Annotated in this window: 23 protein-coding genes; 13 read left to right on the top strand and 10 right to left on the bottom strand. The window is 62.0% G+C overall.

The window, feature by feature from the left end:
• The first annotated feature begins 122 nt into the window (after window positions 1-122).
• Both ACT53S_RS10570 and ACT53S_RS10565 read left to right on the top strand, forming a co-directional pair.
• Window positions 123-389 (top strand): PepSY domain-containing protein, encoded by a 267-nt coding sequence (locus ACT53S_RS10570; protein ID WP_113375195.1) that lies wholly within the window; start codon window positions 123-125, stop codon window positions 387-389.
• Window positions 389-964, top strand: a complete 576-nt coding sequence (locus ACT53S_RS10565; RefSeq protein ID WP_476066944.1) for a cytochrome b/b6 domain-containing protein — start codon at window positions 389-391, stop codon at window positions 962-964. The genes ACT53S_RS10570 and ACT53S_RS10565 overlap by 1 nt, the downstream gene beginning before the upstream one ends.
• Window positions 965-991: 27 nt before the next feature.
• Here ACT53S_RS10565 and ACT53S_RS10560 read toward each other — a convergent pair whose 3' ends face one another.
• Genes ACT53S_RS10560 through ACT53S_RS10550 form a run of 3 tightly spaced genes read right to left on the bottom strand, consistent with a single transcriptional unit; the run spans window position 992 to window position 2705 of the window.
• Window positions 992-1294, bottom strand: a complete 303-nt coding sequence (locus ACT53S_RS10560; RefSeq protein ID WP_476066943.1) for a DUF1905 domain-containing protein — start codon at window positions 1292-1294, stop codon at window positions 992-994.
• Window positions 1291-2406: a DNA alkylation repair protein gene (locus tag ACT53S_RS10555; protein WP_476066942.1), complete on the bottom strand. Its 1116-nt coding sequence runs from the start codon at window positions 2404-2406 to the stop codon at window positions 1291-1293. The genes ACT53S_RS10560 and ACT53S_RS10555 overlap by 4 nt, the downstream gene beginning before the upstream one ends.
• A 5-nt stretch (window positions 2407-2411) precedes the next feature.
• The gene (locus ACT53S_RS10550; protein WP_476066941.1) at window positions 2412-2705 is read right to left on the bottom strand and encodes a hypothetical protein; all 294 of its coding nucleotides are present in this window, start codon (window positions 2703-2705) and stop codon (window positions 2412-2414) included.
• Between the two features lie 89 nt (window positions 2706-2794).
• Between ACT53S_RS10550 and ACT53S_RS10545 the strand changes: the two genes are divergently transcribed.
• Complete coding sequence (locus ACT53S_RS10545; RefSeq protein ID WP_476066940.1) at window positions 2795-3472, top strand: helix-turn-helix transcriptional regulator; 678 nt, start codon at window positions 2795-2797, stop codon at window positions 3470-3472.
• Window positions 3473-3575: 103 nt separating this feature from the next.
• A complete protein-coding gene (locus tag ACT53S_RS10540; protein ID WP_476066939.1) occupies window positions 3576-5399 on the top strand; it encodes a HAMP domain-containing methyl-accepting chemotaxis protein in 1824 nt (607 codons plus the stop codon).
• A 103-nt stretch (window positions 5400-5502) separates the two neighbouring features.
• Here the strand turns inward: ACT53S_RS10540 and ACT53S_RS10535 are convergent, their stop codons facing one another.
• Complete coding sequence (locus ACT53S_RS10535) at window positions 5503-7089, bottom strand: trimethylamine methyltransferase family protein (protein WP_476066938.1); 1587 nt, start codon at window positions 7087-7089, stop codon at window positions 5503-5505.
• A gap of 239 nt (window positions 7090-7328) precedes the next feature.
• Here ACT53S_RS10535 and ACT53S_RS10530 point away from each other — a divergent pair, with 239 nt between their 5' ends.
• A complete protein-coding gene (locus ACT53S_RS10530) occupies window positions 7329-11333 on the top strand; it encodes a response regulator (protein ID WP_476066937.1) in 4005 nt (1334 codons plus the stop codon).
• On the opposite strand, the gene mnmC2 is transcribed toward ACT53S_RS10530, so the two are convergent.
• Window positions 11330-12067: a tRNA (5-methylaminomethyl-2-thiouridine)(34)-methyltransferase MnmC2 gene (gene mnmC2 / locus ACT53S_RS10525; RefSeq protein WP_476066936.1), complete on the bottom strand. Its 738-nt coding sequence runs from the start codon at window positions 12065-12067 to the stop codon at window positions 11330-11332. The genes ACT53S_RS10530 and mnmC2 overlap by 4 nt on opposite strands.
• A gap of 3 nt (window positions 12068-12070) precedes the next feature.
• Here mnmC2 and ACT53S_RS10520 point away from each other — a divergent pair, with 3 nt between their 5' ends.
• From ACT53S_RS10520 to puuE, 3 genes are all read left to right on the top strand, one after another.
• Window positions 12071-13249, top strand: a complete 1179-nt coding sequence (locus tag ACT53S_RS10520; RefSeq protein ID WP_476066935.1) for an NAD(P)/FAD-dependent oxidoreductase — start codon at window positions 12071-12073, stop codon at window positions 13247-13249.
• A gap of 175 nt (window positions 13250-13424) precedes the next feature.
• A complete protein-coding gene (locus ACT53S_RS10515) occupies window positions 13425-14132 on the top strand; it encodes a DUF1045 domain-containing protein (protein ID WP_113375206.1) in 708 nt (235 codons plus the stop codon).
• Between the two features lie 91 nt (window positions 14133-14223).
• On the top strand, window positions 14224-15144 hold the full coding sequence (gene puuE, locus ACT53S_RS10510; protein ID WP_476066934.1) for an allantoinase PuuE: 921 nt from the start codon (window positions 14224-14226) through the stop codon (window positions 15142-15144).
• A gap of 90 nt (window positions 15145-15234) precedes the next feature.
• Here puuE and ACT53S_RS10505 read toward each other — a convergent pair whose 3' ends face one another.
• Window positions 15235-16116, bottom strand: a complete 882-nt coding sequence (locus ACT53S_RS10505) for a LysR substrate-binding domain-containing protein (RefSeq protein ID WP_476066933.1) — start codon at window positions 16114-16116, stop codon at window positions 15235-15237.
• Between the two features lie 112 nt (window positions 16117-16228).
• Between ACT53S_RS10505 and ACT53S_RS10500 the strand changes: the two genes are divergently transcribed.
• Window positions 16229-17086, top strand: coding sequence for an urea carboxylase-associated family protein (locus ACT53S_RS10500; protein ID WP_476066932.1), 858 nt, complete (start codon window positions 16229-16231; stop codon window positions 17084-17086).
• A gap of 3 nt (window positions 17087-17089) precedes the next feature.
• Here the strand turns inward: ACT53S_RS10500 and ACT53S_RS10495 are convergent, their stop codons facing one another.
• On the bottom strand, window positions 17090-18505 hold the full coding sequence (locus ACT53S_RS10495) for an MFS transporter (RefSeq protein WP_476066931.1): 1416 nt from the start codon (window positions 18503-18505) through the stop codon (window positions 17090-17092).
• Between the two features lie 68 nt (window positions 18506-18573).
• Here ACT53S_RS10495 and ACT53S_RS10490 point away from each other — a divergent pair, with 68 nt between their 5' ends.
• Window positions 18574-19059 carry a helix-turn-helix domain-containing protein gene (locus ACT53S_RS10490; protein WP_476066930.1) on the top strand — a complete coding sequence of 162 codons (486 nt, stop codon included), beginning with the start codon at window positions 18574-18576 and terminating at the stop codon, window positions 19057-19059.
• 6 nt (window positions 19060-19065) lie between these two features.
• Here the strand turns inward: ACT53S_RS10490 and ACT53S_RS10485 are convergent, their stop codons facing one another.
• Window positions 19066-20115 carry an NAD(P)-dependent alcohol dehydrogenase gene (locus ACT53S_RS10485; protein ID WP_113375212.1) on the bottom strand — a complete coding sequence of 350 codons (1050 nt, stop codon included), beginning with the start codon at window positions 20113-20115 and terminating at the stop codon, window positions 19066-19068.
• Window positions 20116-20347: 232 nt separating this feature from the next.
• On the opposite strand from ACT53S_RS10485, the gene uraD reads away from it, so the two are divergent.
• Both uraD and alc read left to right on the top strand, forming a co-directional pair.
• The gene (gene uraD, locus ACT53S_RS10480; protein WP_476066929.1) at window positions 20348-20845 is read left to right on the top strand and encodes a 2-oxo-4-hydroxy-4-carboxy-5-ureidoimidazoline decarboxylase; all 498 of its coding nucleotides are present in this window, start codon (window positions 20348-20350) and stop codon (window positions 20843-20845) included.
• Between the two features lies 1 nt (window position 20846).
• Window positions 20847-21869 carry an allantoicase gene (gene alc / locus ACT53S_RS10475; protein ID WP_142067770.1) on the top strand — a complete coding sequence of 341 codons (1023 nt, stop codon included), beginning with the start codon at window positions 20847-20849 and terminating at the stop codon, window positions 21867-21869.
• Between the two features lie 92 nt (window positions 21870-21961).
• Here alc and ACT53S_RS10470 read toward each other — a convergent pair whose 3' ends face one another.
• Window positions 21962-22141 carry a DUF2735 domain-containing protein gene (locus ACT53S_RS10470; RefSeq protein ID WP_113375215.1) on the bottom strand — a complete coding sequence of 60 codons (180 nt, stop codon included), beginning with the start codon at window positions 22139-22141 and terminating at the stop codon, window positions 21962-21964.
• A gap of 104 nt (window positions 22142-22245) precedes the next feature.
• Window positions 22246-22461, bottom strand: a complete 216-nt coding sequence (locus ACT53S_RS10465) for a hypothetical protein (RefSeq protein ID WP_142067771.1) — start codon at window positions 22459-22461, stop codon at window positions 22246-22248.
• A 76-nt stretch (window positions 22462-22537) separates the two neighbouring features.
• Here ACT53S_RS10465 and ACT53S_RS10460 point away from each other — a divergent pair, with 76 nt between their 5' ends.
• Entirely contained in the window at window positions 22538-23578 is a 1041-nt protein-coding gene (locus ACT53S_RS10460; protein WP_113375217.1) for a glutamine synthetase beta-grasp domain-containing protein, read from the top strand.
• The last annotated feature ends 69 nt before the right edge of the window (window positions 23579-23647 follow it).

The raw sequence follows: 23647 nt of genomic DNA, 5'->3' as shown, positions 1-23647 counted from the left end.
ACCATCGACAAGCTGAAATTTCGCTGACATTTGACGTCAGGTAACGCTCAGCCCCCATGCACTAGGTTCTGTTCAACGACGCAAGGCAATCCCGCCCCGTCGTCTTTACGAGGACCTTTCTCATGAACAAGCTCATCGCAATCTCGCTCATCACGTTCGCTTCTTTCGCCGGCTTTGCCCAGGCCGAAGACGAAGGCACCAAGTGCGACGCGCCGAAGGACAAGTGGATGACCGAAGACGCCATGAAGGCCAAGGCGACCGAAATGGGCTATGACGTGCGCCAGGTGAAGGTCGAAGACGGCTGCTACGAAGTCTACGGCATCAAGGATGGCAAGAAGGTCGAAGCCATCTTCAACCCGGCCACCGGCGAACAGGTCGGAGCCGAGTGATGGCCGCCGCCGAGCACAGCGTGCCCGGCACCCTCCAGGCCGGCCGCACCCCGCGGCCGGCACTGGTCAAGGTCTGGGACCCCTTCGTGCGCCTGTTTCACTGGGCGCTGGTCGGCTTCTTCGCCTTCTCCTTCCTGACCGGCGACGAGTGGAAGGACGCGCATATCGTGTCCGGCTACGTGATCGGAGCGCTGATCACCTTCCGGGTGCTCTGGGGCTTGATCGGCACCGAACATGCGCGCTTTTCCAGCTTCATCTACAGCCCGGTCACGGTGCTGCGCTTTCTCGCTGATACAGCAGCGATGCGGGCCAAACGTTATCTCGGCCACAATCCGGCCGGCGGCGCCATGGTGATCGCGCTGTTGATTATGATCTCTGGCATCGTGACGACCGGCTACATGATGACCACGGATGCCTATTGGGGCATCGAGTGGGTCGAGGACACGCACAAGGTGCTGGTCTATGCGACGCTCGGCCTGATCGGCCTGCATATCGCGGGTGTCGTGCTGGCCAGTCTGGAGCACAAGGAAAACCTTGTCAGGGCCATGGTGACTGGCAGGAAGCGGGCGGAGTGAGGCCGAAAACCGGCAGCACGCTGCCGCTTACGGATCGACAAGGAGGGTGACCGAGATGCGGTCACCCTCCTTGATGTTTTCGCTTCGGCGCAGGGCGGCTTTCAAGGGCAGGAGATACGTGTCTCGTGCCTTGTCGGGGAACAGGGAGGTCCTTGCCTGCGTCCTTCCGATCCGGCCACGCACCGCGATTGCCCCGAGGGGATTGGCGTGACCGAAGAAGCGGGCCTCAGCGGCCGCCCCCTCCGGCAGATAGACCCCATGCCAGCCGCCGGGACCATCGAAGCGGATCACATCTGCCGCGAAGGCGATCTCGTGCGAGCCCTCGCTCATCCGGCGTCTCCGTCGGGCATCTCCAGTTCAAAGTCGCGTCTTGCCGCAGATTGCCCATTCAGCAGGATCTCCAGCCGGTGGAGGCCCCGGTGGTAAACCCGCGTTGTGATCGGGCGGAAGGCATGACGTCTCTGGATGGTCACGCGCTCGCCGGGCGCCAGCTGCAGGCTCTTGCCCTTGAACACCTTGGGCGAGAGCGAGCCATCCTTCTTCTGGTGGTGGATCGCGTAGTCCAGAAGCACCGTTCGGGCGGCTGTTCCCGAATTTTCGAGGCGGATGCGGAAGTCGAGTTCGCCGGGAAAGGCGATCCGGTCGCTCGACAGTTCCAGCGTGGCGCTCACATCCGTCAAGCGTTCATAGCCGAAGTTCGCCAGTGCCTTGCCGTGACCCTTCTTCACGAGTGTGCGCGAGGCGTGCTTGAGGAGCCAGAGCCGCTCCTTCGACGCACCCTTGGCATGTCGCTCGACGAAATCGGCGACCAGATCCGGATGGTCTTTCGCGATGTCGTTCAGGCTGTTGGCAACGGAGCGGCGAACGTAGTCTTCTTCGTCATCCAGCAGCGCTTCGAGAAGCGGCAGGATCGGGGAGGGATCGCGCACAAGAGCAGGCAGGCGCATGGCCCAGGGCAGCCGGGGGCGCGTGCCTTCGCTGGCCAGTCGACGCACATGATGGTCTGGGTCGGTGACCCAGCCTGCAATGATTGCCAATGCCTTGTCCTGTTCATCGGCCAGGAAGGGGCGGATGCCAAATTCTGCCGTGAAATGCGGGCTGAGCGCTTTCAGGAAATTAAGTGCGGTTTCGAGATGGCCTCGCCCCTGGGCCGCAACGTACTGGTTGAAGGACAGAAGCGCCCAGCCGCTCAGTCCCTGCCGCCCCGCTGCCGGAAGGCAGGCGTTCAGGATCACCGCGGCCTGTTCGAAGTCATCCGGCAGGTGGCGGCAAAGGGCGGCGGCGATGCATTGACCGCGCTGCATCAGTTCCAGCCCGTCCAGGAGAGGCAGGATGTCTGCGAGGAAGGCGGCGTGATCGAACGGGTTCCAGGCACGCCTGATGGCGTCGGCCGTGTCGTGGGCGGTTTGCGGCCCGATCAGGTGTTTCAGCGGCTCGGCCATCGGGATCAGATCGTGTCCTGCGTTTTGAAGTGCTGCATCAAGGTAACACCCGCGATCGACGCCATGTAGGGGGCAAAGGCGGGGTCGGTCCTCACTTTCACGGCCGCCGCATCGGCGCTTTGCCTGTCTTTCCATTCGACAAGATCGGCGATCATGTCGCCCTGTTCGAGGGACGCCAGCGCCCGCCAGCTGACGAAGCCGGGATAGGTTGCAATCGCAGCCATTGCGGCCCGGCGGGCCTCTTCGGCAGCCGCTTTGTCGGAGACGGTGCAGACGGCGAGTTCGAGGACTGTGTTCATGGTCGTTCAGGTCTCCCGTGATGGATGATGCTTGACCTAACACAGTGCAACTGACAACCTTCTGGCCATAATCATCGATGGAGACATGCATGCGTCCCGCCGACCGTCTGTTCCGGATCATCCAGCTGATGCGCTCCACCGGGCGGGCCATGACGGCAGCCGAGATCGCCGAGAAGATGGAGGTTGCACCACGCACCATCTATCGCGACATGGATCACCTGATTGCCTCGGGTGCGCCGATCGAGGGGGAGCGCGGTGTCGGTTACATGCTGCGCGAGGCCTTCGATGCGCCGCCGCTCACCTTTACCTTCGAACAACTGGAGGCGCTGGCCTTCGGTCTCAGGGCTGTCGAGATGCTGGGGGATCCGCGGCTGGGTCAGGCGGCGCGGGAGGCGAAGGACAAGATGCTCGGCATGTTGCCGAAAGACCATGCCGAGCGACTGGTCTCGGCGCCCATTCATGCGTTCCGGTCTTCGGCACAACCCGAGGTGCCGTCCTGTCTGGGAGATGTCCGTGGGGCGCTGTCGTCAAGACGCAAGGTGTGGATCGCTTACCACTCTCTGCCCGGCGAACGCAGCCAGCGGATCGTGTGGCCGCTGGGGCTCTCCGTCTTCGGGGCGATTTGGGTGATGACCGCCTGGTGCGAGATGCGCAACGGCTTTCGCGACTTCCGTCTCGACCGGGTCGAGGATTGGAAGGTCTTGGGTGATCGTTTCGAACCTGAGCCGCATCAGACCTATCAGGCGTATCTCAGGCAACTCTCTTAACGCGCATTTCCTGGTCACTGCAATTTCTTACATTCGAATTTTCTTAAAAATTAACCGATCGAGCGGAGGGTTGGGCTTATCCACTATTTTCTGAAGGCCCATCATGAAGAATCTCCGTGTATCGAAAAAGCTGTCACTTGCCTTTGGTGCCGTCCTGCTCGTGGTCGCGGCATTCTGTTCTGTCGTCTATGGTTCGATGCAGCGTATTCACCAAGCGACGGTGGATAACGACCAGACACAGCTGGTCCTCAAGCTCTCCGGCCAGATCCTGTCTACGCTCGTCGAGCATCAAAATGCCATGCGCGGCTTTGTTGCCAGCCTGAACCCTGAATTCCAGGATCGGATGGCCAAGTATCGAGATGCGATACCGCCGCTGATGGCACAGCTGGAGCAAAATCTCGACACATCGCAGGTGGAGACCTATCTGCCGTCACTCAAGCAGGCGATCGGCGAGTTCTATGGCCAGCTCGACACGACGGTGGGCAGTGCCCAAGACCCCACCAAACTGGAGGACACGCGCGTCAATATCGCATCGACCGCCCGTCTGAGTGACATCCGCAAAGTCCTCGGCGGACTGGACAAAGCCATTTCCGAACTTGCCGCAGAGCGGTCAGCATCCCTGCAGGCAGCCTTCCAGATGGGCGTCAACACCATGATGGTGGGCGGTGCGCTGGCTTGTCTCGTGGCGGTTGTGATGGGCGTCTTGCTGACGCGAGGTCTCGCTGTACCGATCCGGGGGCTCACCGCGGCCATGCGCCGTCTTGCGGACGGGGATACGGCGATCGACGTCCCGGCGAAAGAGAGAGGCGACGAACTCGGCTCCATGGCCGCCGCCGTCGAAGTGTTCCGGACGAATGCTCTTGCTGCACGGGCCATGGAAGCCGAGGCGAAACAACAGCGGTCGATCGCCGAGACCGAACGCGCCGAGCGGGCGCGGCTGGATCAGGAACGGGCGCAGGCCATGGCGCAGGCGACGCAGACGCTGGCCGGTGGCCTGTCCGAACTCGCGAAGGGGAACCTCACGGTGCGCCTGAATTCCGCCTTTGCCTCTGAATTCGAACAACTGCGGGCGGACTTCAACGACGCCCTCAGCCAGCTTGCCGAGACCCTATCGGCCGTGGCGCAGGCCACCAACTCCATCGATGACGGCAGCCGGGAGATCAGTCTCAGCACCAATGATCTGTCGGTGCGGACCGAACGACAGGCCGCTTCCCTGGAGGAGACTGCGGCGGCGCTCGATGAGATTACCGTCAATGTCCGCAATGCCTCGAACAGGGTGGAAGAAGCACGCGCTGCTGCGGTCGATGCCGCAAAGAGCGCGGAGGCCTCCGGAACAGTCGTTGCCAAGGCGGTCGAGGCGATGGGCCGCATCGAGCAGTCTTCACAGTCCATTTCCAACATCATTGGCGTGATCGACGAAATTGCCTTCCAGACGAACCTGCTCGCCCTTAACGCGGGTGTCGAGGCCGCCCGTGCCGGCGAAGCCGGCAAGGGCTTCGCCGTCGTCGCACAGGAAGTGCGCGAACTTGCACAACGTTCGGCAGTGGCGGCGCGGGAAATAAAGGATCTGATCCGGGTGTCGACCGAGGAAGTCGCAACCGGCGTACAGTTGGTGAGCGACACCGGTTCTGCGCTGAAAACGATCGAAGGCTTTATCACGACCGTGAATCAGCAGATGAATGCGATCGCGACGGCAGCGAAAGAGCAGTCCAGCGGGCTTGCCGAGGTGAACTCGGCGGTCAACCAGATGGATCAACTGACGCAACAGAATGCCGCGATGGTGGAAGAGACCAGTGCCGCCAGCGCCGGTCTCGCCGACCAGAGCGTCAATCTTCGTCAACTCGTGCAGCGTTTCGAGGTTGGGGGCGTTCGGGGAGCTTACCGGGTCGAAAGCAACGGAGCAGGGGAGCTTAGACGTTCGGCCTGACGCGCGATCAGCGCGTGCCGATTTCGCACAGCTTCACGCCCCGGCTCGTTCCGGGGCGTTTTTTCGAAATGCGGGTTGGAACCGACTTCTATCGTCCACCGGCTCAAAAATCCGTCGCGACGCCACCTTCGGCCTTGCGTTTCGCGACGAAGGCGTCGAGCTCGTCCTCGACAGCCGGATCGATCGGCGGGCGCTCGTAGGAGCTAAGCTTCTCCTTGAAGATCCGATTGGCGTGATCGTAGGTGGTCGGGCGGCCGGCTTCCGTCCAGGTCTCGAAATTGCGCCAGTCGGAGAGGATCGGCGAGTAGAAGGCACTCTCGTAGCGGGCCAGCGTGTGCGCCGTACCGAAGAAATGGCCGCCGGGGCCGACTTCGCGCACCGCGTCGAGGGCGAGCGCATCCTGACTAACGTCGAGGGGGGTGAGGAATTCCGCCACCATCTGCAACAGGTCGACGTCGAGGATGAATTTTTCGAAGGACGCCGTCAGGCCGCCTTCGGTCCAGCCCGCCGAATGCATGATGAAGTTGCCGCCGCCCTGTGTCAGGGCCCAGAGCGAGAAGACGCTCTCATAGGCCGCCTGGGCGTCGAGCGTGTTCGCGGCATTGGTGTTCGACGTGCGGTAGGGAATGCCGTAGCGACGGGCGAGCTGGCCACCGACGATCACCGCCTTCATGTATTCCGGCGTGCCGAAGGCCGGCGCGCCACTCTTCATGTCGACATTGGAGGTGAAGCCGCCATAGACGACCGGTGCGCCGCGCTTCACCATCTGGGTGAAGGCGATGCCGCAGAGGGCTTCGGCATTCTGCTGGACGACGGCACCGGCGATGGTGACGGGCGCCATGGCGCCGGCCAGCGTGAAGGGCGTCATCACGACGACCTGGCCGCGCGAGGACATTTCGATGATGCCCTGCAGCATCGGGCCATCGAGGCGGAGCGGCGAGGAGGAATTGATGATGGTGAAGAGCGAGGGCTCGCTCTCCATCTGCTCCATGGAGATGCCGCGGCCGATGCGCGCAATCTCGATGGCATCGAGATTGCGCTGTTTGCCGAGCGAGTAGCAGTGAAAGACCTTGTCGGTCAGCTTCACCATGTCGGAAAGGCAGTCGAGGTGGCGCACCGAGGCGTGGATGTCGATCGGCTCGACCGGATAGCCGCCGGTCGTGTGGATCACGTCGTAGCACTGGGCGAGCTTCACGAGCTTGCGGAAGTCTTCCTGGTTGCCGGCGCGGCGGCCGCCTTCGCGGTCGGCGACAAAGGGGGCAGAGGCGATCTGGGCGAAGACGAGGTTGTTGCCGCCCATCTTCACATTGCGCTCGGGATTGCGGGCAAACATCTGAAATTCGCGCGGAGCCGACGCGATCATGTCCATGATTAGGTTCCGGTCAAAGCGGACGCGATCCGAGCCTTCCGTCACCTCGGCGCCATGCGCCTTCATGATCGCGCGCGCCTCGGGCAGCATGATGTCCATGCCGATTTCCTCGAGGATGGTCAGCGAGGCCTCGTGCATCTCATCGAGAGCGGCAGGGTCGAGCAACTCGGTCTTGGTGAGCCGGTTGACGAGATTGCGGTATTTCCCGGTGGCACCTGTGCGGCTGCGCTCTGCACCCCGGCCGCCCGTGCGCCTGCGGCGCTCGCCGCCACCGGATTGCGGTTCAGTCTCGGACAAGGCGGAGGAGGTAATGTCGCTCATGGTCGATCCATTGTGTCAATCTCGACATCAAGTCTGGCAGGTTCACGGACCAAAAGGCATTGCCGTTTGCGACGGAAAACCGGCTCATCTGGAACATCGCCCGTCTTGACAGCGACATGGACCGGCAGATCCAATATTTGTTGTGTCTTTTAAAGCGAGATGTGATCCGGGGTTACCCGCTGTTTACCATTCCCAGTCATTTATTTGGGGGATAAATTATAGTGGTTCGGGGAAGCGCCTTGCTCAACTTGGTCTGCGAGAAAATCGCCGCGCTGGAGCTGCCTTCCTACGTCAAGGACAGCCAACTCCGCTATGTTGCCGTCAACGCCGCTTTCGCGCGCCTTGTCGGCCTACCGCAAGCGAGTTTTGCGGGGCGGAGCGACCTGGATCTGTTCGGCGGCGGTGCCGACGCCTTCCGTGACGACCACGAGCGGCGCGTTCTGGTGTTCGGCGACGAAGCCTGCCTGCCGTTCAGTCCCGGTGCCGGACCCCATCACCTGTTGAGGATCGAGCGATTTTTCGACGATGACGAGCGGCTCTATCTGTTCGGATTCGTTGAGCCAGAGGTGGTGTCGTCGCCATCCCCATCGACCGCCAGGCCCGATCCGGCCGCGGTCTCCTCAACGACGGACCCGTCGCAACTCGACATATTCAAAGCCGTTCTGGAGCAGTATCCTCTTGCGAGCTACGTGCGTGACAGCCAGCACCGACTTGTTTTCGCCAATCCCGCCTATGTGGCGATGGTGGGGCGGCCTTTGGAGGATCTGCTCGGCCAGGACGAATACGACAATTTCCCGAAGATGGGTGAAAGCTACCGGCAGGGCAACAGCCGCGTTCTGGCCACGGGCGTGACCGAGGAGGTGCATGACCTCTTCGTCTCGGCTGATGGCCGCGAAATCCCGATCCTGTCGCGCACTGGTATCGTCGAGGGACCGGATGGCGCGCGCTACATCGTCGGTTCGATTACCGATCTCTCACAGTTGCGTACAGGCGAGGAAAAACTGATCACGGCCACCCGCGAGGCGGAGGAGCTGAAGAACAAGTTCGAGTCCTTGATGACCTCGCTGCCGGTCGGCATCATGGTCCTCGACCCCTCTCTGAACGTCGAATATTTTAATGCCGCAATGGCCGAAATGTTTGAATTCGGCGACGGGGTTTCTCTGATGGGCGCCCAGTATGCGGATCTGTTGCGGCTGATCCATGCTCGTGCCAAATCGGGAGCAACGACGGAGGACATCGAGGAGCGTATCGCCTTCCGCCTCGAACAATTGCAATGTCTCGACAACGGTCCCTTGATCGACGTGAAGACGCCCTCAGGGAGGGCGCTGGCAGGCGGAAGCCGCAGGCTCGCCAATGGTCGGGTTCTGATCACCTTCTCCGATGTCAGCGATCTTGCACAGCGCGAGGAGGAGACGCTTCTCTACCGCACAGCGCTCGAACAGATGCCGGTGCCGGTCTTCATTCGCGACACGGATCGCAGGCTCATCTATATCAACGCGGCCTATGAACGACTGCACGAATGCAAGCGCGAAGATGTCTACGGCATGACGGTCGAAGAGATGTTCCCCTGGCACGAGACGCGGCTGGATGAACATCGGCGTGTGCTTGAGAAGGGTGAGGTGTTCGAGAACACCAATGATGTCGTGCGTCTGCCCGGGCGGGAGATCCCGGTCATGACCCGGCTGAGCCGCATCACGACCTCGACCAACACACATCATCTGGTTGGTTCCGTCACCGATATCTCGGTCATTCGCGAGGGGCAGGCGGCGTTGATGGCGGCCCAGGAACAGGCGGAGGCCCTTTACCAGGATCTTCTGGCGATGCTCCACATCATGCCGGTGGGCGTGGTGATCCTGGGACCCGACTACATGGTCGAGTTCGCAAACCGCAAATGCCGGGACATCTGGAACTGGCCGGACGACGTGCCCCTTGAGGGCAGAAGCTTCCGTTTCTATTGCGAGATCAATCACCGCGATGGTCGCGCCTGGCCAGGCGTCGACTTCGAAGAGGGCTATCGCCGCCGGATCGAGCAGTTCGATGCGCTGGAAGGATCCCAGACGATCGAGCTCGCCTACGATGACGGCAAACACGTCATGGCGACAGTCACCCGGCTTCGCGACCGCAAGATCCTGTTGACCTATTCGGATCTGACGGAGATCCGCCAGCGGGAACGGGAAATCAGCCAAGCCCAGCAACAGCTCGAACGGCTGGGCGGCTTCGTCCAAGAATCCATGCGGATGATGTCCCAGGGCCTGCTCATGATCGAGCATGGCCGCATTGCCGAGGTAAACCCATCCTTCGGTCGGATCCTCGATCTCCCAGAAGGGCTGCTGCGTCCCGGCGAAAGCTGGCGACCGGTTTTCCAGTATTGCGCCGAGCGCGGTGACTTCGGGGATGATGCCTTCGCCGTTCTGGCACAGTGGCAGGGCGCGCTCCATCAGTCGGTTCCGATATCGACGAGCTTCTTCGTCGGTGGAAAAACCTGGGTCAAGCTGGAGGCGACCTTCGGAGGCGACCGCAGCTGCGTCGTTGTTCTGACCGATTTCACCGAGCTCAAGTCGCGCGAGGCCGAGCTTGAGGTTCTCTTGGCCCGTGCCGAGGCGGCTGATAGGGCGAAGTCGGACTTCCTCGCCAATATGAGTCATGAAATCCGCACTCCGATGAACGGCGTGCTCGGCATGGCCGAGCTGTTGTCGAAATCCGAACTCGACAGCCGACAGAAGACGTTCGTCGACATCGTGGTCAAATCGGGCAATGCGCTGCTCACCATCATCAACGACATTCTCGATTTTTCGAAAATCGACGCCGGGCAGATGAAGCTGCGCAAGTCGCCATTCGATCCCGTCGAGGCGGTCGAGGACGTGGCGACCCTGCTGTCGGCGGCTGCCGCGGAAAAGGACATCGAACTCGTCGTTTCCGGCGAGCAGACCGTGCGTCACACCTTCATGGGCGACCCGGGACGCTTCCGCCAGATCGTTACCAATCTGCTGGGGAATGCCATCAAGTTCACCGAGCGCGGCCATGTGCATGTCGAGGTTTCCAGCAAACCTCTCTCCGACGGCATGGCGACGCTCAGTCTGCGGATCGAGGATACCGGGATTGGCATTCCGGAGGAGATGCAGGCGAAGATCTTCGAAAAATTCTCCCAGGCCGACACCTCTTCGACACGCCGTCACGAGGGGACGGGTCTCGGTCTTGCCATTACCGGCGGCCTGGTAAAGCTGTTCGGCGGGCAGATGCGGGTGGAATCGGAGGTCGGGCGCGGCTCCAGCTTCATTGTCGATCTGCCGTTGGCTGTGGTCGCCGAGCGCAGTCGCCAGAAGGAACTGCCCGCAAACGTCAAGGACGCCCGCGTTCTGGTCATCGACGACAATGCCGTCAACCGTCGGATCATCAGCGAGCAGCTTGCCATGTGGGGCTTTGACGGTCTCGCCGTCGCCGATGGTCCGGCCGGGCTCGCCATTCTGGATGAGGCTCATCGGGAAGGTCTGTCGATCGATCTCGTCGTGATCGACTACCAGATGCCTGAAATGAACGGCATGGATGTCGCCCGCGCGATCCGCAACGATCCGCGTTTCGACGAGACAGCCCTGATCTTCCTGACCTCGATGGACATGGCCGGCGACGACAGGCTGTTCGAGAGCCTGCGCATCCAGGCCCATCTGATGAAGCCGGCGCGCGCCAACGTGCTGCGTGGCGCAATCATCGACGTGATCCGCAGCGCCCGGGTGACCGGTGCGGTGGCCGCAAGATCGCGGGCTGCGACCCAGATGCCGGCACCGATTGACCGCCTAGCGTCAGCCGATGTTGCTGCTCCAGCCTCTCGCCAGAGCAACGTGCTCAAGGTGCTGATCGCCGAAGACAATCCGGTCAACCAGATCGTCTTCCGTCAGATCCTTGCTGACAGCGATATCGCCTACCGCATCGTCGACAATGGCGAAGAAGCTCTTGCCGCCTGGCAGAGCGAGCGCCCCGACCTGATCCTGATGGATGTCTCGATGCCGGTAATGAACGGTCACCGTGCGACCGAGATCATTCGCAGCGAGGAGAAGGCCGCAGGGGCGGGCGAACATGTGCCGATCATCGGGGTGACGGCACATGCGTTGGCGAGCGACCGGGAGGCCTGTCTCGCCTGCGGCATGGACGACTACCTGTCGAAGCCGATTTCGCCGGAACTCCTGATGCGCAAGATCGAGCAGTGGGCGCATCCGGGGGGCTTGGCGATCCGCGCGGACGCCTATTAGGCCGCGCGTTTCACGCCGCAGAGCATTTCCCGCTTTCCAGCAAATCCCGGGCGACGTTCCACCGTGTAGCCCGCCGCAATCAGATTGCGGCGAACAAAACCGGCCGCCGCATAGGTGGCGAAGCTTCCGCCGGGCTGCGTCCGCTCGAACACCAGTTGCATGAGTTCGGCCGACCACATGGCGCTGTTGCGCGCGGGGGCAAAGCCATCGAGGAACCAGGCGTCGAACGTGAAATCGCTTGCCTCAAGGCTTTCGCGGGCATCGCCACACACCACGGTCAGACGCGTCTGGTCGTCGAGGTCGATCGTAACATGACCCTTCGGTTCGTTCGGCCAGAGTGCCACCAGAGCCTTGCGCTCGGCATCGATTTCCGGCCAGCGGGACAGTGCGCGGTCGATGTCTGAGGCCTGCATCGGATGCAGTTCGAAAGAGACGAAGTGAAGATGACTGCCGGGTCGGCGATGTATTTTCCACTGCCGCCAGGTTTCTGCCGCATTGAGCCCCGTACCGAAACCGAGTTCGCCGATGCGAAATTCGGTTGCGTTCTGCCAGCGCTCCGGCAGGCCATTTCCGGCGAGGAAGACATGGCCGCATTCGAGGCGGCCATCCGTCTGGCAATAAAAATGATCGCCAAAGGCGGTCGAATAAGGCATATCGCCGTCGTGCCAGGTCAGGGGGGCTGTCGTTTCGCCCGATTGAGTCTGGTGCGACGACGTCTCGTTCGTTTGGGTCATGTCATGTCCGATAAATCGCCTGCCGCGGCGGGTCAATCGTCCACGGACGTCCTGATCGCTGGCGGCGGCATCATGGGGCTGTGGGCGGCCCTGGAAGCGGATCGCGCCGGCCTTTCCACGCTTCTCATCGATGCAGGAGCGCTCGCGAGCGGGGCAAGCGGCGGGTTGCTCGGCGCCTTGATGCCGCATATGCCCGACAGGTGGAACGACAAGAAACAGCTGCAGTTCGATGCGCTTCTGTCGCTCGAAGGCGAGATCGCCGCGCTGGAAGCCGAGACGGAACTTTCTGCCGGCTATCGCCGGGCCGGGCGCCTGATCCCGCTGCCGAAGCCGCATCTGCGCAAGATTGCCGAACGTCACCAGGCAGAGGCAGCCAGCAACTGGAACCAGCAGGGCGTCCGCTTTTCCTGGAATGTCCTTGATGCCTCGCCCCATCCGGACTGGCCCAATTCCGACATGGCGGAGGCTGGGCTCGTGTCGGACACGTTTGCCGCCCGCGTCTCCCCCCGCGGGCTGACGGCTCTGTTGATCGCAAGATTACGCCGGTCGCCGCGCGTGACTTTTCGCGAAGGCGTTGCGCTGGCCGCAATTCACACCGAGAGGGGCCGTGTCACCCTGTCCGACGGAAGTCATGTTGGTTTCGGCCATCTGATCCTCGCTGCAGGACACGCGTCGTTTCCGCTTCTGTCGTCGCTCGGGCCGACCCTTGCCCGACCGCTCGGACAGGCGGTGAAGGGCCAGGCGGCATTGCTTGCGGCGCCGTCCGTGTCCTCCGAACTGCCGCTGCTTTATCTGGACGGTCTTTATATCGTGCCGCATGAGGGCGGACTGGTCGCCATCGGCAGCACCAGCGAAGACCGGTTCGATGCGCCCCATTCGACCGACGGGCAGCTGGAGAGCCTGATAAGTCGGGCGATGGAGCTTGCTCCGAGGCTTGCCGGCGCTGCGGTCGTCGAGCGTTGGGCAGGCCTGAGGCCGAAGGCGATCGACCGTGATCCGATGGTCGGGCCACATCCTTCAGCAGAGCGTGTGATTGCGCTGACCGGCGGCTTCAAGGTGAGCTTCGGGCTGGCGCATGTGCTGGCCCGGGCTGCCGTTGGAACGATCGTGGGGCGCGAGGCCGGATTGCCCGAGAGCTTTTCGACCGCCCATCATCTCGCCGTTGCCGCGAAGCTCGGCTGATCGGGTAAGGCGCCCGCAACTGCTGTGAGGGCACACGCGGTCGTGACAGCCGGCGGGCTCATCGGTCAGATTTCACCCCTCTCGTTTCGTCATACTGTCATGCAAATCACCTAACCACTGGGTTGCAACGGCACTTGCTAAAGTGCCCGAACCGAGCCAGCACGAGGTGCTCGACATGCGTTACGCCATCTGCTTCACGCCGTCGCCCGGCGATCCGCTGACGCTTGCCGCTGCCGGCTGGCTTGGGCGGAATGTTTATTCCGGCCATGCCGTCGACCATCCCGGGCTGAAGGGGATCGGCGTGCACGAGATCGCCTTTCATACGGCGCTTCCGCGTCGTTTCGGCTTTCACGCCACCTTCAAGGCACCGTTCCGGCTGAGCGAAGGGGCTAACGAAGCGACGCTCCTGCGCGAGCTGATGCATTTTGCCGGTAGCCTGGAACCGGTCACGCTTTCCGGGCTCTCCGTCGGGCGAATCGGTGAAGTCTACGGCCTTATTCTCGACCGCCCCTGTGCCGCCGTCGATCATCTTGCCGCTTCCGTCGTTCAGGCCTTCGACGGTTATCGGGCACCCCTCAGCGAAGCGGAAATTGAAAGGCGCAATCCCGAACGCCTGTCGGCACCGCAGTTCTCCAATCTGCACCGCTGGGGGCATCCTTACGTGATGGACGAGTTCCGCTTTCACATGACGCTGACCGGTCCGCTTTTGGCGCGCGATTTCGCCCGCATTGAGCAGGCACTGAAGGCGCATTTCGACCCTGTTCTGGCCGAGCCCGTGACGGTCAGCAATCTCGCGCTTTTCGTCGAGACGGAGCAGGGCGCGCCGTTTACGGTGCATTCGCTGCATCCCCTGGGCCGTGTCTCCAGCCGCAAGATCGCGTGAAGCTGTTGCGGCGCAGCATCCCGCGTCATTTTCATCTCGACAGCTGACGCCGTCGCCAATAGCCTCGCGTCAAAACACGAGAGGTGAACCGATGACGACTGCTCCTTATCCCCGCGACCTGATCGGCTATGGCCGTGACATTCCCGATCCGAAATGGCCGGGGGATGCGCGGATCGCGGTGCAGTTCGTGGTGAATTACGAGGAGGGCGGGGAAAGCTGCATTCTCGATGGCGACCCGGCGTCCGAATGCCTGTTGTCGGAAATCGTCGGAGCCCAGCCCTGGGCGGGCCAGCGTAACCTCAATATGGAATCCATCTACGAATACGGCTCGCGCGCCGGCTTTTGGCGGCTGTGGCGCATGTTCACCGAGCGCAAGGTCCCGGTGACGGTCTATGGCGTGACGCTCGCCATGGCGCGCAACCCGGAGGCCGTTGCTGCGATGAAGGAAGCCGACTGGGAGATCGCCAGCCACGGCTATCGCTGGCTCGAATACAAGGATTTTCCCGAAGAGGTCGAGCGTCAGCACATTCAGGAGGCGGTTCGCCTGCACAAGGAACTGACCGGTTCTCATCCGCTCGGCATGTATCAGGGCAAACCGTCCATGAACACGCTGCGCCTCGTCATGGAGGAGGGCGGTTTCCTCTATTCCTCCGACAATTATTCCGACGATCTGCCGTTCTGGGTGCCGGATCTTGAGGGCAAACCCTTCCTGATCATTCCCTATACGCTTGAGACCAACGACATGCGGTTTGCAACGCCGCAGGGCTTCAATTCCGGCGACCAGTTCTTCACCTATCTCAAGGACGCCTTCGATGTGCTCTACGAGGAGGGAAAGAACGGTAGCCCGAAGATGATGTCCGTCGGCCTCCACTGCCGCCTCGTTGGACGTCCCGGACGGGCGGCGGCGCTGGCGCGTTTCATCGATTATGTGACCAGCCACGAAAAGGTCTGGGTGCCGAAGCGCATCGAGATCGCCGAGCACTGGCACAAGCATCACAAACCGGCGTGGTGAGGGCGAGATGAAGGCACTCGGCGACCTCAAGTCCAAGCTCATGAAATCCCCGGCATTCCGTGCCGAGTATGAAAGAGCCTGCGTCGAGTATCAGGCGCTGGAAGCGGAGCTCGTGGCCTCTTCCAGCAACCAAACCCGCAAGATCGCTGCAGGCTCGGACAGGTTCGTGCCTGACAACAGCCAATAGGCCTTGTTCTCGTCGGCGGCTTCCTCGAACAGCACGGTCAGCGTGCCCGCTGCCAGATGGTCTGATATCAGGGCTGTCGGGCAGAGGCCGATTCCGAGGCCCGAGAGGACAGAGCTGACCAGCAGGTTGAAATCGGCGTATAGCGGTCCTGCTGCGGGTGTCCCGCCTTCGATCCCGCGTGCCGCCAGCCAGGATTGCCAGGCAGCCTCGGTCGCGTCGTGCAGCAGGTCCTGTTTCAGGAGGTCGACGGGCGTTTTGATCGGCCCGTGCTGCTCCAGATAGGCGGGCGCACAGGTGGGCCGGGTGGCGGCATCCAGGATGCGGTCGGCCCGCCCCGGCGGGCGGGTCCCATGACAGATCAAGAGGTCCGCGCTGGCCTCATCCGGCGTCACGGCGCCGAACGGATAGACGATCGACACCTGGATCTCGGGATGGGCTGCACGGAAACGGGGCAGGCGGGGGCCGAGCCAGTGGGTAACGACGGAAGGCATGCAGGCCAGACTCGCCCGGACGACCGTCTTTCTTGTAGAAAGTCGCTCGACGGCGCGGGCGATATGGCCGAGGCCTTCCGAGCAGGCGGCGCCGAGTTCGCGCCCATCGATGGTGAGGCGCACGCCACGCGGGCGGCGTTCGAAGAGAGCAAGACCCAGCCAGTCTTCCAACGTCTTCACATGCTGGCTGACGGCCGCTGCCGTCATGCCGAGCTCGGTCGCGGCCTGCAGGAAGCTTTCGCAGCGGGCGGCGGCCTCAAAGGCGCGGAGTGTCGGGAGCGGTGGCAATTTCATCCCTTCATGACTAAGCCAGACTTGCTCATGGGGCAAGAAGGGAGGCTGTTGTCATAAGACTGGCCGTGGGGCAACTTGTGGCCTTCATCCTGATGCCGTTCTGGAGCCTCCCATGTCCCCCTTCAACGCCAACATCCCCGTTCCCCCCGATGCGGCTGCCCGCCGGGCTGTAAAACCCGTCGTCTGCTATCCGGTCGAGTCGTTGAAGGTGCCCGACATGCGCATTCTTGAGCGGGCGCGGGCGACGATGGAGACGGTCGGCGAGGTGATCGTGCCGCCGCGCGAGGGCAACACGTTCGAGGTGCCGAAGGGCCATTTCTTCCGCATCGTCAGCGTGGAGGGGCCGCAGGTCGGCGACCTCAACCTGTGGAATGCTCATGATCTCTCCGAGCGCTTCTTTTCCGGCAAGACGCGGGCGCTGCATGCCACCCATGTGACCACAGGCAACCGCCTCTGGAGCAATCTGCCGTCGCTGCGCCCGATGGCGACGATCAGCCATGATACGCTTGGCTGGTACGGCTTCGACGAGTTCGGCGGCGGGGTGCATGACGTGATCGGCACGCGTTGCGATCCCTATACTAACCGGCTGCTCTCCGGCGGCGACTATCATCATTGCTGCCATTCGAACCTCTGCCGGGCGCTGTCACAGCACCAGGGCATCGACATCAAGGCCGCCGAGCCGCATGTGCATGACGTCTTGAACGTCTTCATGTGCACCGGCTTCACCCGCGATACGCAGCAGTATTTCATGAAGGCGAGCCCGGTGCGTCCCGGCGATTTTCTGGAGATGTTCGCGGAGATCGATCTCTTGGGCGCACTCTCGGCCTGCCCGGGCGGCGATTGCAGCACCAGCCATTCGAGCGATGTGGCCCAGTGTTATCCGCTGAAGGTGGAGATTTACAGGCCCGATATGGCGCTGCTCGCGGACTGGCCGTTTCCGGAGCGGAATGGGTATCAACTGCAGGTTTGAGGCTCAACGAGCCTCTCGTTGCTGCTTCGGGTCGTTGTCGCCCCGTCGAGGCCTGACGAGATCGGCGACCAGAGCGATGAGGGGCAGGGCCGTGGCCGTGAGGAACGTGGCCGTAAAGGCGTGTGCGATAAACGTCGGTTCCGCTGCGGCGCGTTCCGCTGGGCCGAGGTTGTAGGCAAACAGCGCCGACATCGCCGATGCGCCGGTGACGAAACCCAAATTGCGCGACAGGCCGAGCAGTCCAGAGAGGACGCCACGCTCATCCTCGGCCACGGTTTGCATGGTGACGGTATTATTGGCGGCGAGGAAGATCTGGAAACCCGGCGTGAGCAAAACCAGAGCGAGGCCGTAACCCCAGAGCCCGAGCAGGCGTGGCAAAATGGCGAGCGCAGCGAGGCCAAGGATGATCTGCAGAAGGCCAAGCGGCAGCATGCGTGCCGCGCCGTAGCGGTCGGTCAGACGGCCGGACGGAACCCCAGACACTGCGGAGGTCAGCGGTCCGACGGCCATCACTAGTCCGATCGAGGCCTCACCGAGCCCGAGACCGAACGACAGCATGTAGGGCCCGACGACCAGCGTCGACATCATCACGGTGGTGACGAGGAGATTCATGCCCAGGGAGAGCACAATGCGCCGGTTGACGACAAGGGCGACAGGCACGAGCGGGCTTGCCGCGGCCTTCTGGCGCCAGGCAAAAAGGGCAAACAGCACCGCCGTGATCGGAAGAAGTTCCCTGACGCCCAGAGGGCCATTCCCCGACGTCATCGACAGCGCATAAGTCGACAGGGCGAGCGCCAGCAATATGCTCCCCAGCCAATCGATCGATCCGGGAGTCCTCTTCTCGGTGCTGGAGCGCCCGGCGAAGGTGGCGATGGCCATCGTGAGAAGCATGCATGCTAAAAGACCAACTGCCAGGAAGCCGGCACTCCAGCCGTATCGTTCGATTGTCAGACCTCCGAGTGACGGACCCAGCGCCGTGCCCACGGCCGACATCGTGCCGAGCAGGCCCATGGCCGAGCCCGTCTTTTCCTTTGCGACGACCGTGCGGATCATCGAGACCGGCAGAGCCATCAGTACCGCGCCGCCGATGCCCTGGAAAACGCGGGCCATAACCAGGCTTGAGAGCGACGGGGCAAGCGCGCAGGCCAATGATGACATCGCAAAGAGCGCCAGACCGAGGATCAGGACCCGGGTCTGACCGATGATGTCGGCCAGTCTGCCAAGCGCGACAATGCTGGCGGTGACGGCGACGAGGTAGGCAATGATGACCCACTGCACCGACGGGATGGGGGCCGAAAATGCCCTTGCCAAAGCAGGCAGCGCGACCGTCGCCAGGCTGATGCCGAGCGATCCGACCAGCATGCTGCCAGAAAGAACGACCAGTTCAGGATTTCTGAAGGCCAAAGAAGGGAGTTTCATGACGTTTCTCGTTGTCTGAGGGACGGGAGAAGAATAGCCTGCCACTTCAAGTCAACTTGAGGTCAAGGATGAAATTGCTCGATATCGGCGAACTGGCGCGCCGAGCAGGGGTCTCGGCTGCAACGCTGCGATACTACGAGGAGGTGGGCCTGATCCGATCGGTCGCCCGGCACGGGCTTCGCCGCCAGTTCGAGCCGCGTGCACTCATGCAGCTTTCGCTGATTGCACTCGGCAAGACGGCGGGCTTTTCGCTGGAGGAGATGCGGGGCATGTTCGGTCCCGACGGTCTGCCGGAACTCTCGCGTCTGACCTTGCATGGCAAGGCCGATCAATTGGACGCGCAGATCCGCAAGCTGACGACGCTGCGAAACGCATTGCGGCATGTAGCCGATTGCAAGGCTGAGCAGCACATGGATTGCCCGAAGTTTCAGCGCCTGCTGCGTGTGTCCTCAAGCGCCCGTCGGAACACGTCGAAAACGGTTGCGGTGCCGGAAGGAGCCGGCACCGCCATGGTCTGCCATCCCGTCACGTCCCTTTCAGGAGGCCGGAGCTGAAGGCGCTCAAGCCTTGTCGAGGCTCGCGATATCGATGACGAAGCGGTAGCGGACGTCGCTCTTGATGACGCGCTCATAGGCCTCGTTCACCTGCTGGATGTCGATGATCTCGATCTCCGGCGTGATGTTGTGCTTGCCGCAGAAGTCGAGCATCTCCTGGGTCTCCTTGATCGAGCCGATCGAGGAGCCGGCGAGCGAGCGGCGGCCCATGACCAGCGAGAAGGCATGGACAGGAACCGGGTTTTCCGGCAGGCCGACCAGAACCAGCGCGCCGTCGATCTTCAGGAGGTTCAGATAGGCGTTCCAGTCGAGTTCGGTGCCGACAGTGCAGATGATCAGGTCGAAGGTGCCGGCAAGCTTCTTGAAGGTCTCCTTGTCGGCGGTGGCGTAGTAATCCTTGGCGCCGAAGGCGATGCCGTCGTCCTTCTTCGACAGGCTCTGGCTGAGCACGGTGATGTCGGCGCCGAGGGCCGCGCCGATCTTCACGCCCATATGGCCGAGGCCGCCCATGCCGACGATCGCGACTTTCTTGCCGGGGCCGGCCTTCCAGTGCACGAGCGGCGAATAGAGCGTGATGCCGGCGCAGAGCAGAGGGGCTGCCTTGTCGAGCGGCAGGTTGTCCGGAATGGAGAGCACATAGCCTTCCTTCACGGTGATGGTGTTCGAATAGCCGCCATAGGTCGGCGTCACGCCATCGGCCTCGAAGCCGTTATAGGTCGGCACGACGCCCGGCATATACTGTTCGAGATCGACATTGCGGCTTTCGCAATGGACGCAGCTGTCGACGAAGCAGCCGACGCCGACGCGGTCGCCGACCTTGAACTGCGTGACCTTCGCGCCGACTGCGGTGACCACGCCGGCAATCTCGTGGCCCGGCACCATGGGATAGGTGGAGTTGCCCCATTCGTTGCGCGCCTGGTGGATATCGGAATGGCAGATGCCGGAGAACTTGATGTCGATCACCACGTCGTCGTCATTCGGCTCGCGACGTTCAAAGGTGAACGGAACCAATGGCTTGGAGGCGTCCGTTGCGGCATAGCCCTTGGCTATCGGCATGAAATATCCTTTCGAGATATGATGAGAAGCGCTTTCTAGATAGGTCTAAACGCCGCTTGGACAAGCGGGCCCCTCCCATCGTCCGCGTTGAAAGTGCCTCTCTGTTCGAGCAACTCGACAAGGTTGGGAGGCTCGGCTAATCGTAGTCGCCAACTGCTTCGCCGAATGGGCGGCAGACCCTCCCTGCTGCGGCTTACTCTGCTGCGGCCTTACATGAAACTGGATCGACGGCATGGACAGAGCGGACTTCGTTCAACGTTTCGGCGGGGTGTTCGAGCATTCGCCCTTTATCGCGGAACGCGCTTTCGATGCCGGGATGATTGCGGAGCCGCTGACGGCGCTCGACGTGCATGATGCGATGGCGATGATGTTTCGAACCTCCAGCCAGGAGGAGCGCCTCGGGGTGTTGCGGGCACATCCGGATCTCGCCGGCAAGCTCGCCATCGCCGGCGAACTCACGGAAGACAGCAAGCGCGAACAGGCTGGCGCCGGTCTCGATCGCCTGAGCGCTGACGAGCATGCCCGCTTCACCGAGCTCAACACCGATTATGTCGAGACATTCGGCTTTCCCTTCATCATCGCGGTCAAGGGCTTGAGCAAGGACGACATTCTCGCCGCATTTGAGACGCGGATCTCCAACAGCCGCGAACAAGAATTCGATACCGCCTGCCAGCAGGTGGAAAAAATCGCCAGGCTTCGCCTCGAAAGCCTGCTTCCGGAGACCCACTGACATGCTTGAGACCTCGACCGTCGTTCTGCCGGATTTCGCTGCCGGCGCCGTCAACCTTGCCTCGGCGCGCCTCGGAGCCGTCGGCGTCTTCTCGACTGACGAGTTCTTCGCGCCTCTGTCGCGCATGCTGAACGACGATCCGGCGAGCTTCGATCCGGACCTCTACGACGACAACGGCAAATACATGGATGGCTGGGAAAGCCGTCGCAAGCGCGTGCCGGGCCATGACCATGCGATCATTCGACTGGCCATGCCGGGCCGCATCTTCGGCTTCGATGTCGATACGCGCTTCTTCACCGGCAATTATCCCCCGCATTGCGCGATCGAAGCCGCTTTCGTCGAAAGCGGCGACCCGACCGATGCGACGGTCTGGACGGAGCTCTTGGTCAAATCGCCCCTCGGCCCGTCCGCGCAGCACTTCTTCGCCAACGCCGATACATCAAAGGTTTGGACCCATCTGCGTCTGCACATCTATCCCGACGGCGGGATCGCGCGTCTGCGTGTCTATGGCGCGGCGCATTTCGACTGGTCGAAGGTTGGCGCTTCGGAAGAGATCGACCTCGCCTATATCTTCCATGGCGCCAAGGCGCTGGCCTGGTCGGACGCCCATTACGGCCATCCCGACAAGATCCTGTCGCCGGGCCGTGGGACGAATATGGGCGACGGCTGGGAAACCAAGCGTCGTCGGGGGCCGGGCCATGACTGGGCGATCATCCGCCTTGGTCATGCCGGCGTGATCAATCGGATCCTGATCGACACGCATTTCTACAAGGGCAATTATCCCGATACCTGCGAGTTGCTCGGCGCCTATCTGCCTGACGCTGGTGACACGTTCAGCGACGCGGAGATCGCCGCCTCGGAACAGTGGCAGCCGATCCTGACGCGGCAGAAGATGCAGATGGATGCTGAGCATTTCTACGAGGGGGATCAGGTGCAGAAGATCGGGCCTGTGACGCATGTGCGGATCGGTGTGCATCCTGATGGCGGCGTCATGCGGTTGCGCCTCTTCGGTACCAAAGCCTAGCCAGCGGATACGAAAAGAGCGGGCTTTGGCCCGCTCGTCGCATGCTTGAAGCCGTCCGCATTGCGGGCGGTTTTTTGTTGCCTTGACGGCACTTACTGCTTTGGCGCCCGCTCGGCTTCGCGGATGGCTTCCTCGTGATACCAGCTCGCCGCACCGCTCTCATAGATCACGGGCTTGGGGGCCTGGCGTTCACGCAAAGCCTTAATCCGGGCTGCGTCGCGCACCGGGAATTCGTAGATCTTCGCCGATTCCCGAACCATGTTCGTTGTCATGCTACTACCTCTCGTTTCACCGAGTGTTGTCTCGATGCTCCATCCCTAACACAGTTCAAAATGAAATGCACACGAAAAGTGCAATATGCCTAAAATATGGGCACTTATTGTGCAATCAGTGTGATGAATTTAAAATCATCACTGCGCTTTCTTGTGCCGTTCTGCCCGGTTAACACGGTGAGACGGTCTGTTGTTCCCTGATCCTGAACGTCGGTATTTAAGAAATCCCTGCTGTTCCGCGGGTTTGTGCGGCGCATACGCAAATTTTTCGCGCGTTGGGTCGGGTCGGCGGTAAACTGGCACGCTTCCTGCATTTTCATCTGCGACTCCCGGGAACGCCGGAGAATCACCCCTCTGTTGCGCCGATGAGTGGCGCGAGACTGAAGAGAGAGCACTATGACCAAGTTTAAGCTCGAGTATATCTGGCTCGATGGCTACAAGCCGGTAGCGAACCTGCGTGGCAAGACGCAGATCAAGGAATTCGACAGCTTCCCGACCCTGGAACAGCTGCCGCTCTGGGGCTTTGACGGCTCCTCGACGATGCAGGCCGAAGGCCATTCGTCTGATTGCGTGCTGAAGCCGGTCGCCATCTATCCCGACCCGGCTCGCACCAACGGCGCTCTCGTCATGTGCGAAGTCATGATGCCGGATGGCGTCACCCCGCATCCGTCGAACAGCCGCGCCACGATCCTCGACGACGAAGGCGCATGGTTCGGCTTCGAACAGGAATACTTCTTCTACGAGAACGGTCGTCCGCTCGGCTTCCCGGAGCAGGGCTACCCGGCTCCGCAGGGCCCGTATTACACCGGCGTTGGCTACAAGAACGTCGGCTCGATCGCCCGCGAGATCGTCGAAGAGCATCTCGACCTCTGCCTCGAGGCTGGCATCAACCACGAAGGCATCAATGCCGAAGTGGCCAAGGGCCAGTGGGAATTCCAGGTGTTCGGCAAGGGCTCCAAGAGCGCTGCCGACCAGATCTGGGTTGCCCGCTACCTGCTGCTGCGCCTTTGCGAAAAGTACGGCATCGACGTCGAATTCCACTGCAAGCCGCTCGGCGACACCGACTGGAACGGTTCGGGCATGCATTGCAACTTCTCCACCAAGTTCATGCGTGAAGTTGGCGGCAAGGAGTACTTCGAAGCGCTCATGGCAGCGTTTGCGAAGAACTGGAAAGAGCACATCGACGTTTACGGTCCGGACAACCACCTGCGCCTGACCGGCAAGCACGAAACGGCTCCGTGGAACAAGTTCTCCTACGGCGTTGCCGACCGTGGCGCCTCGATCCGCGTTCCGCACTCCTTCGTCAACAACGGCTACAAGGGTTACCTGGAAGATCGCCGCCCGAACTCCCAGGGCTGCCCCTACCAGATCGCCTCGATCGTTCTGAAGACGATCGCCGAAGTCCCGACGGCCGACTACGCCAAGTCTGCCGCCTGATTTCAGGCAAGGGCCCAAAGATTGCAGCGCCGGCGGAAACGCCGGCGCTGTTTTCGTTTTTGGGGTCTT

The organism is Allorhizobium sp. DMC15 (assembly GCF_056314065.1).
Note: the sequence above shows the minus strand (reverse complement) of the source record. Positions and strands in the feature narration are given on the sequence as shown.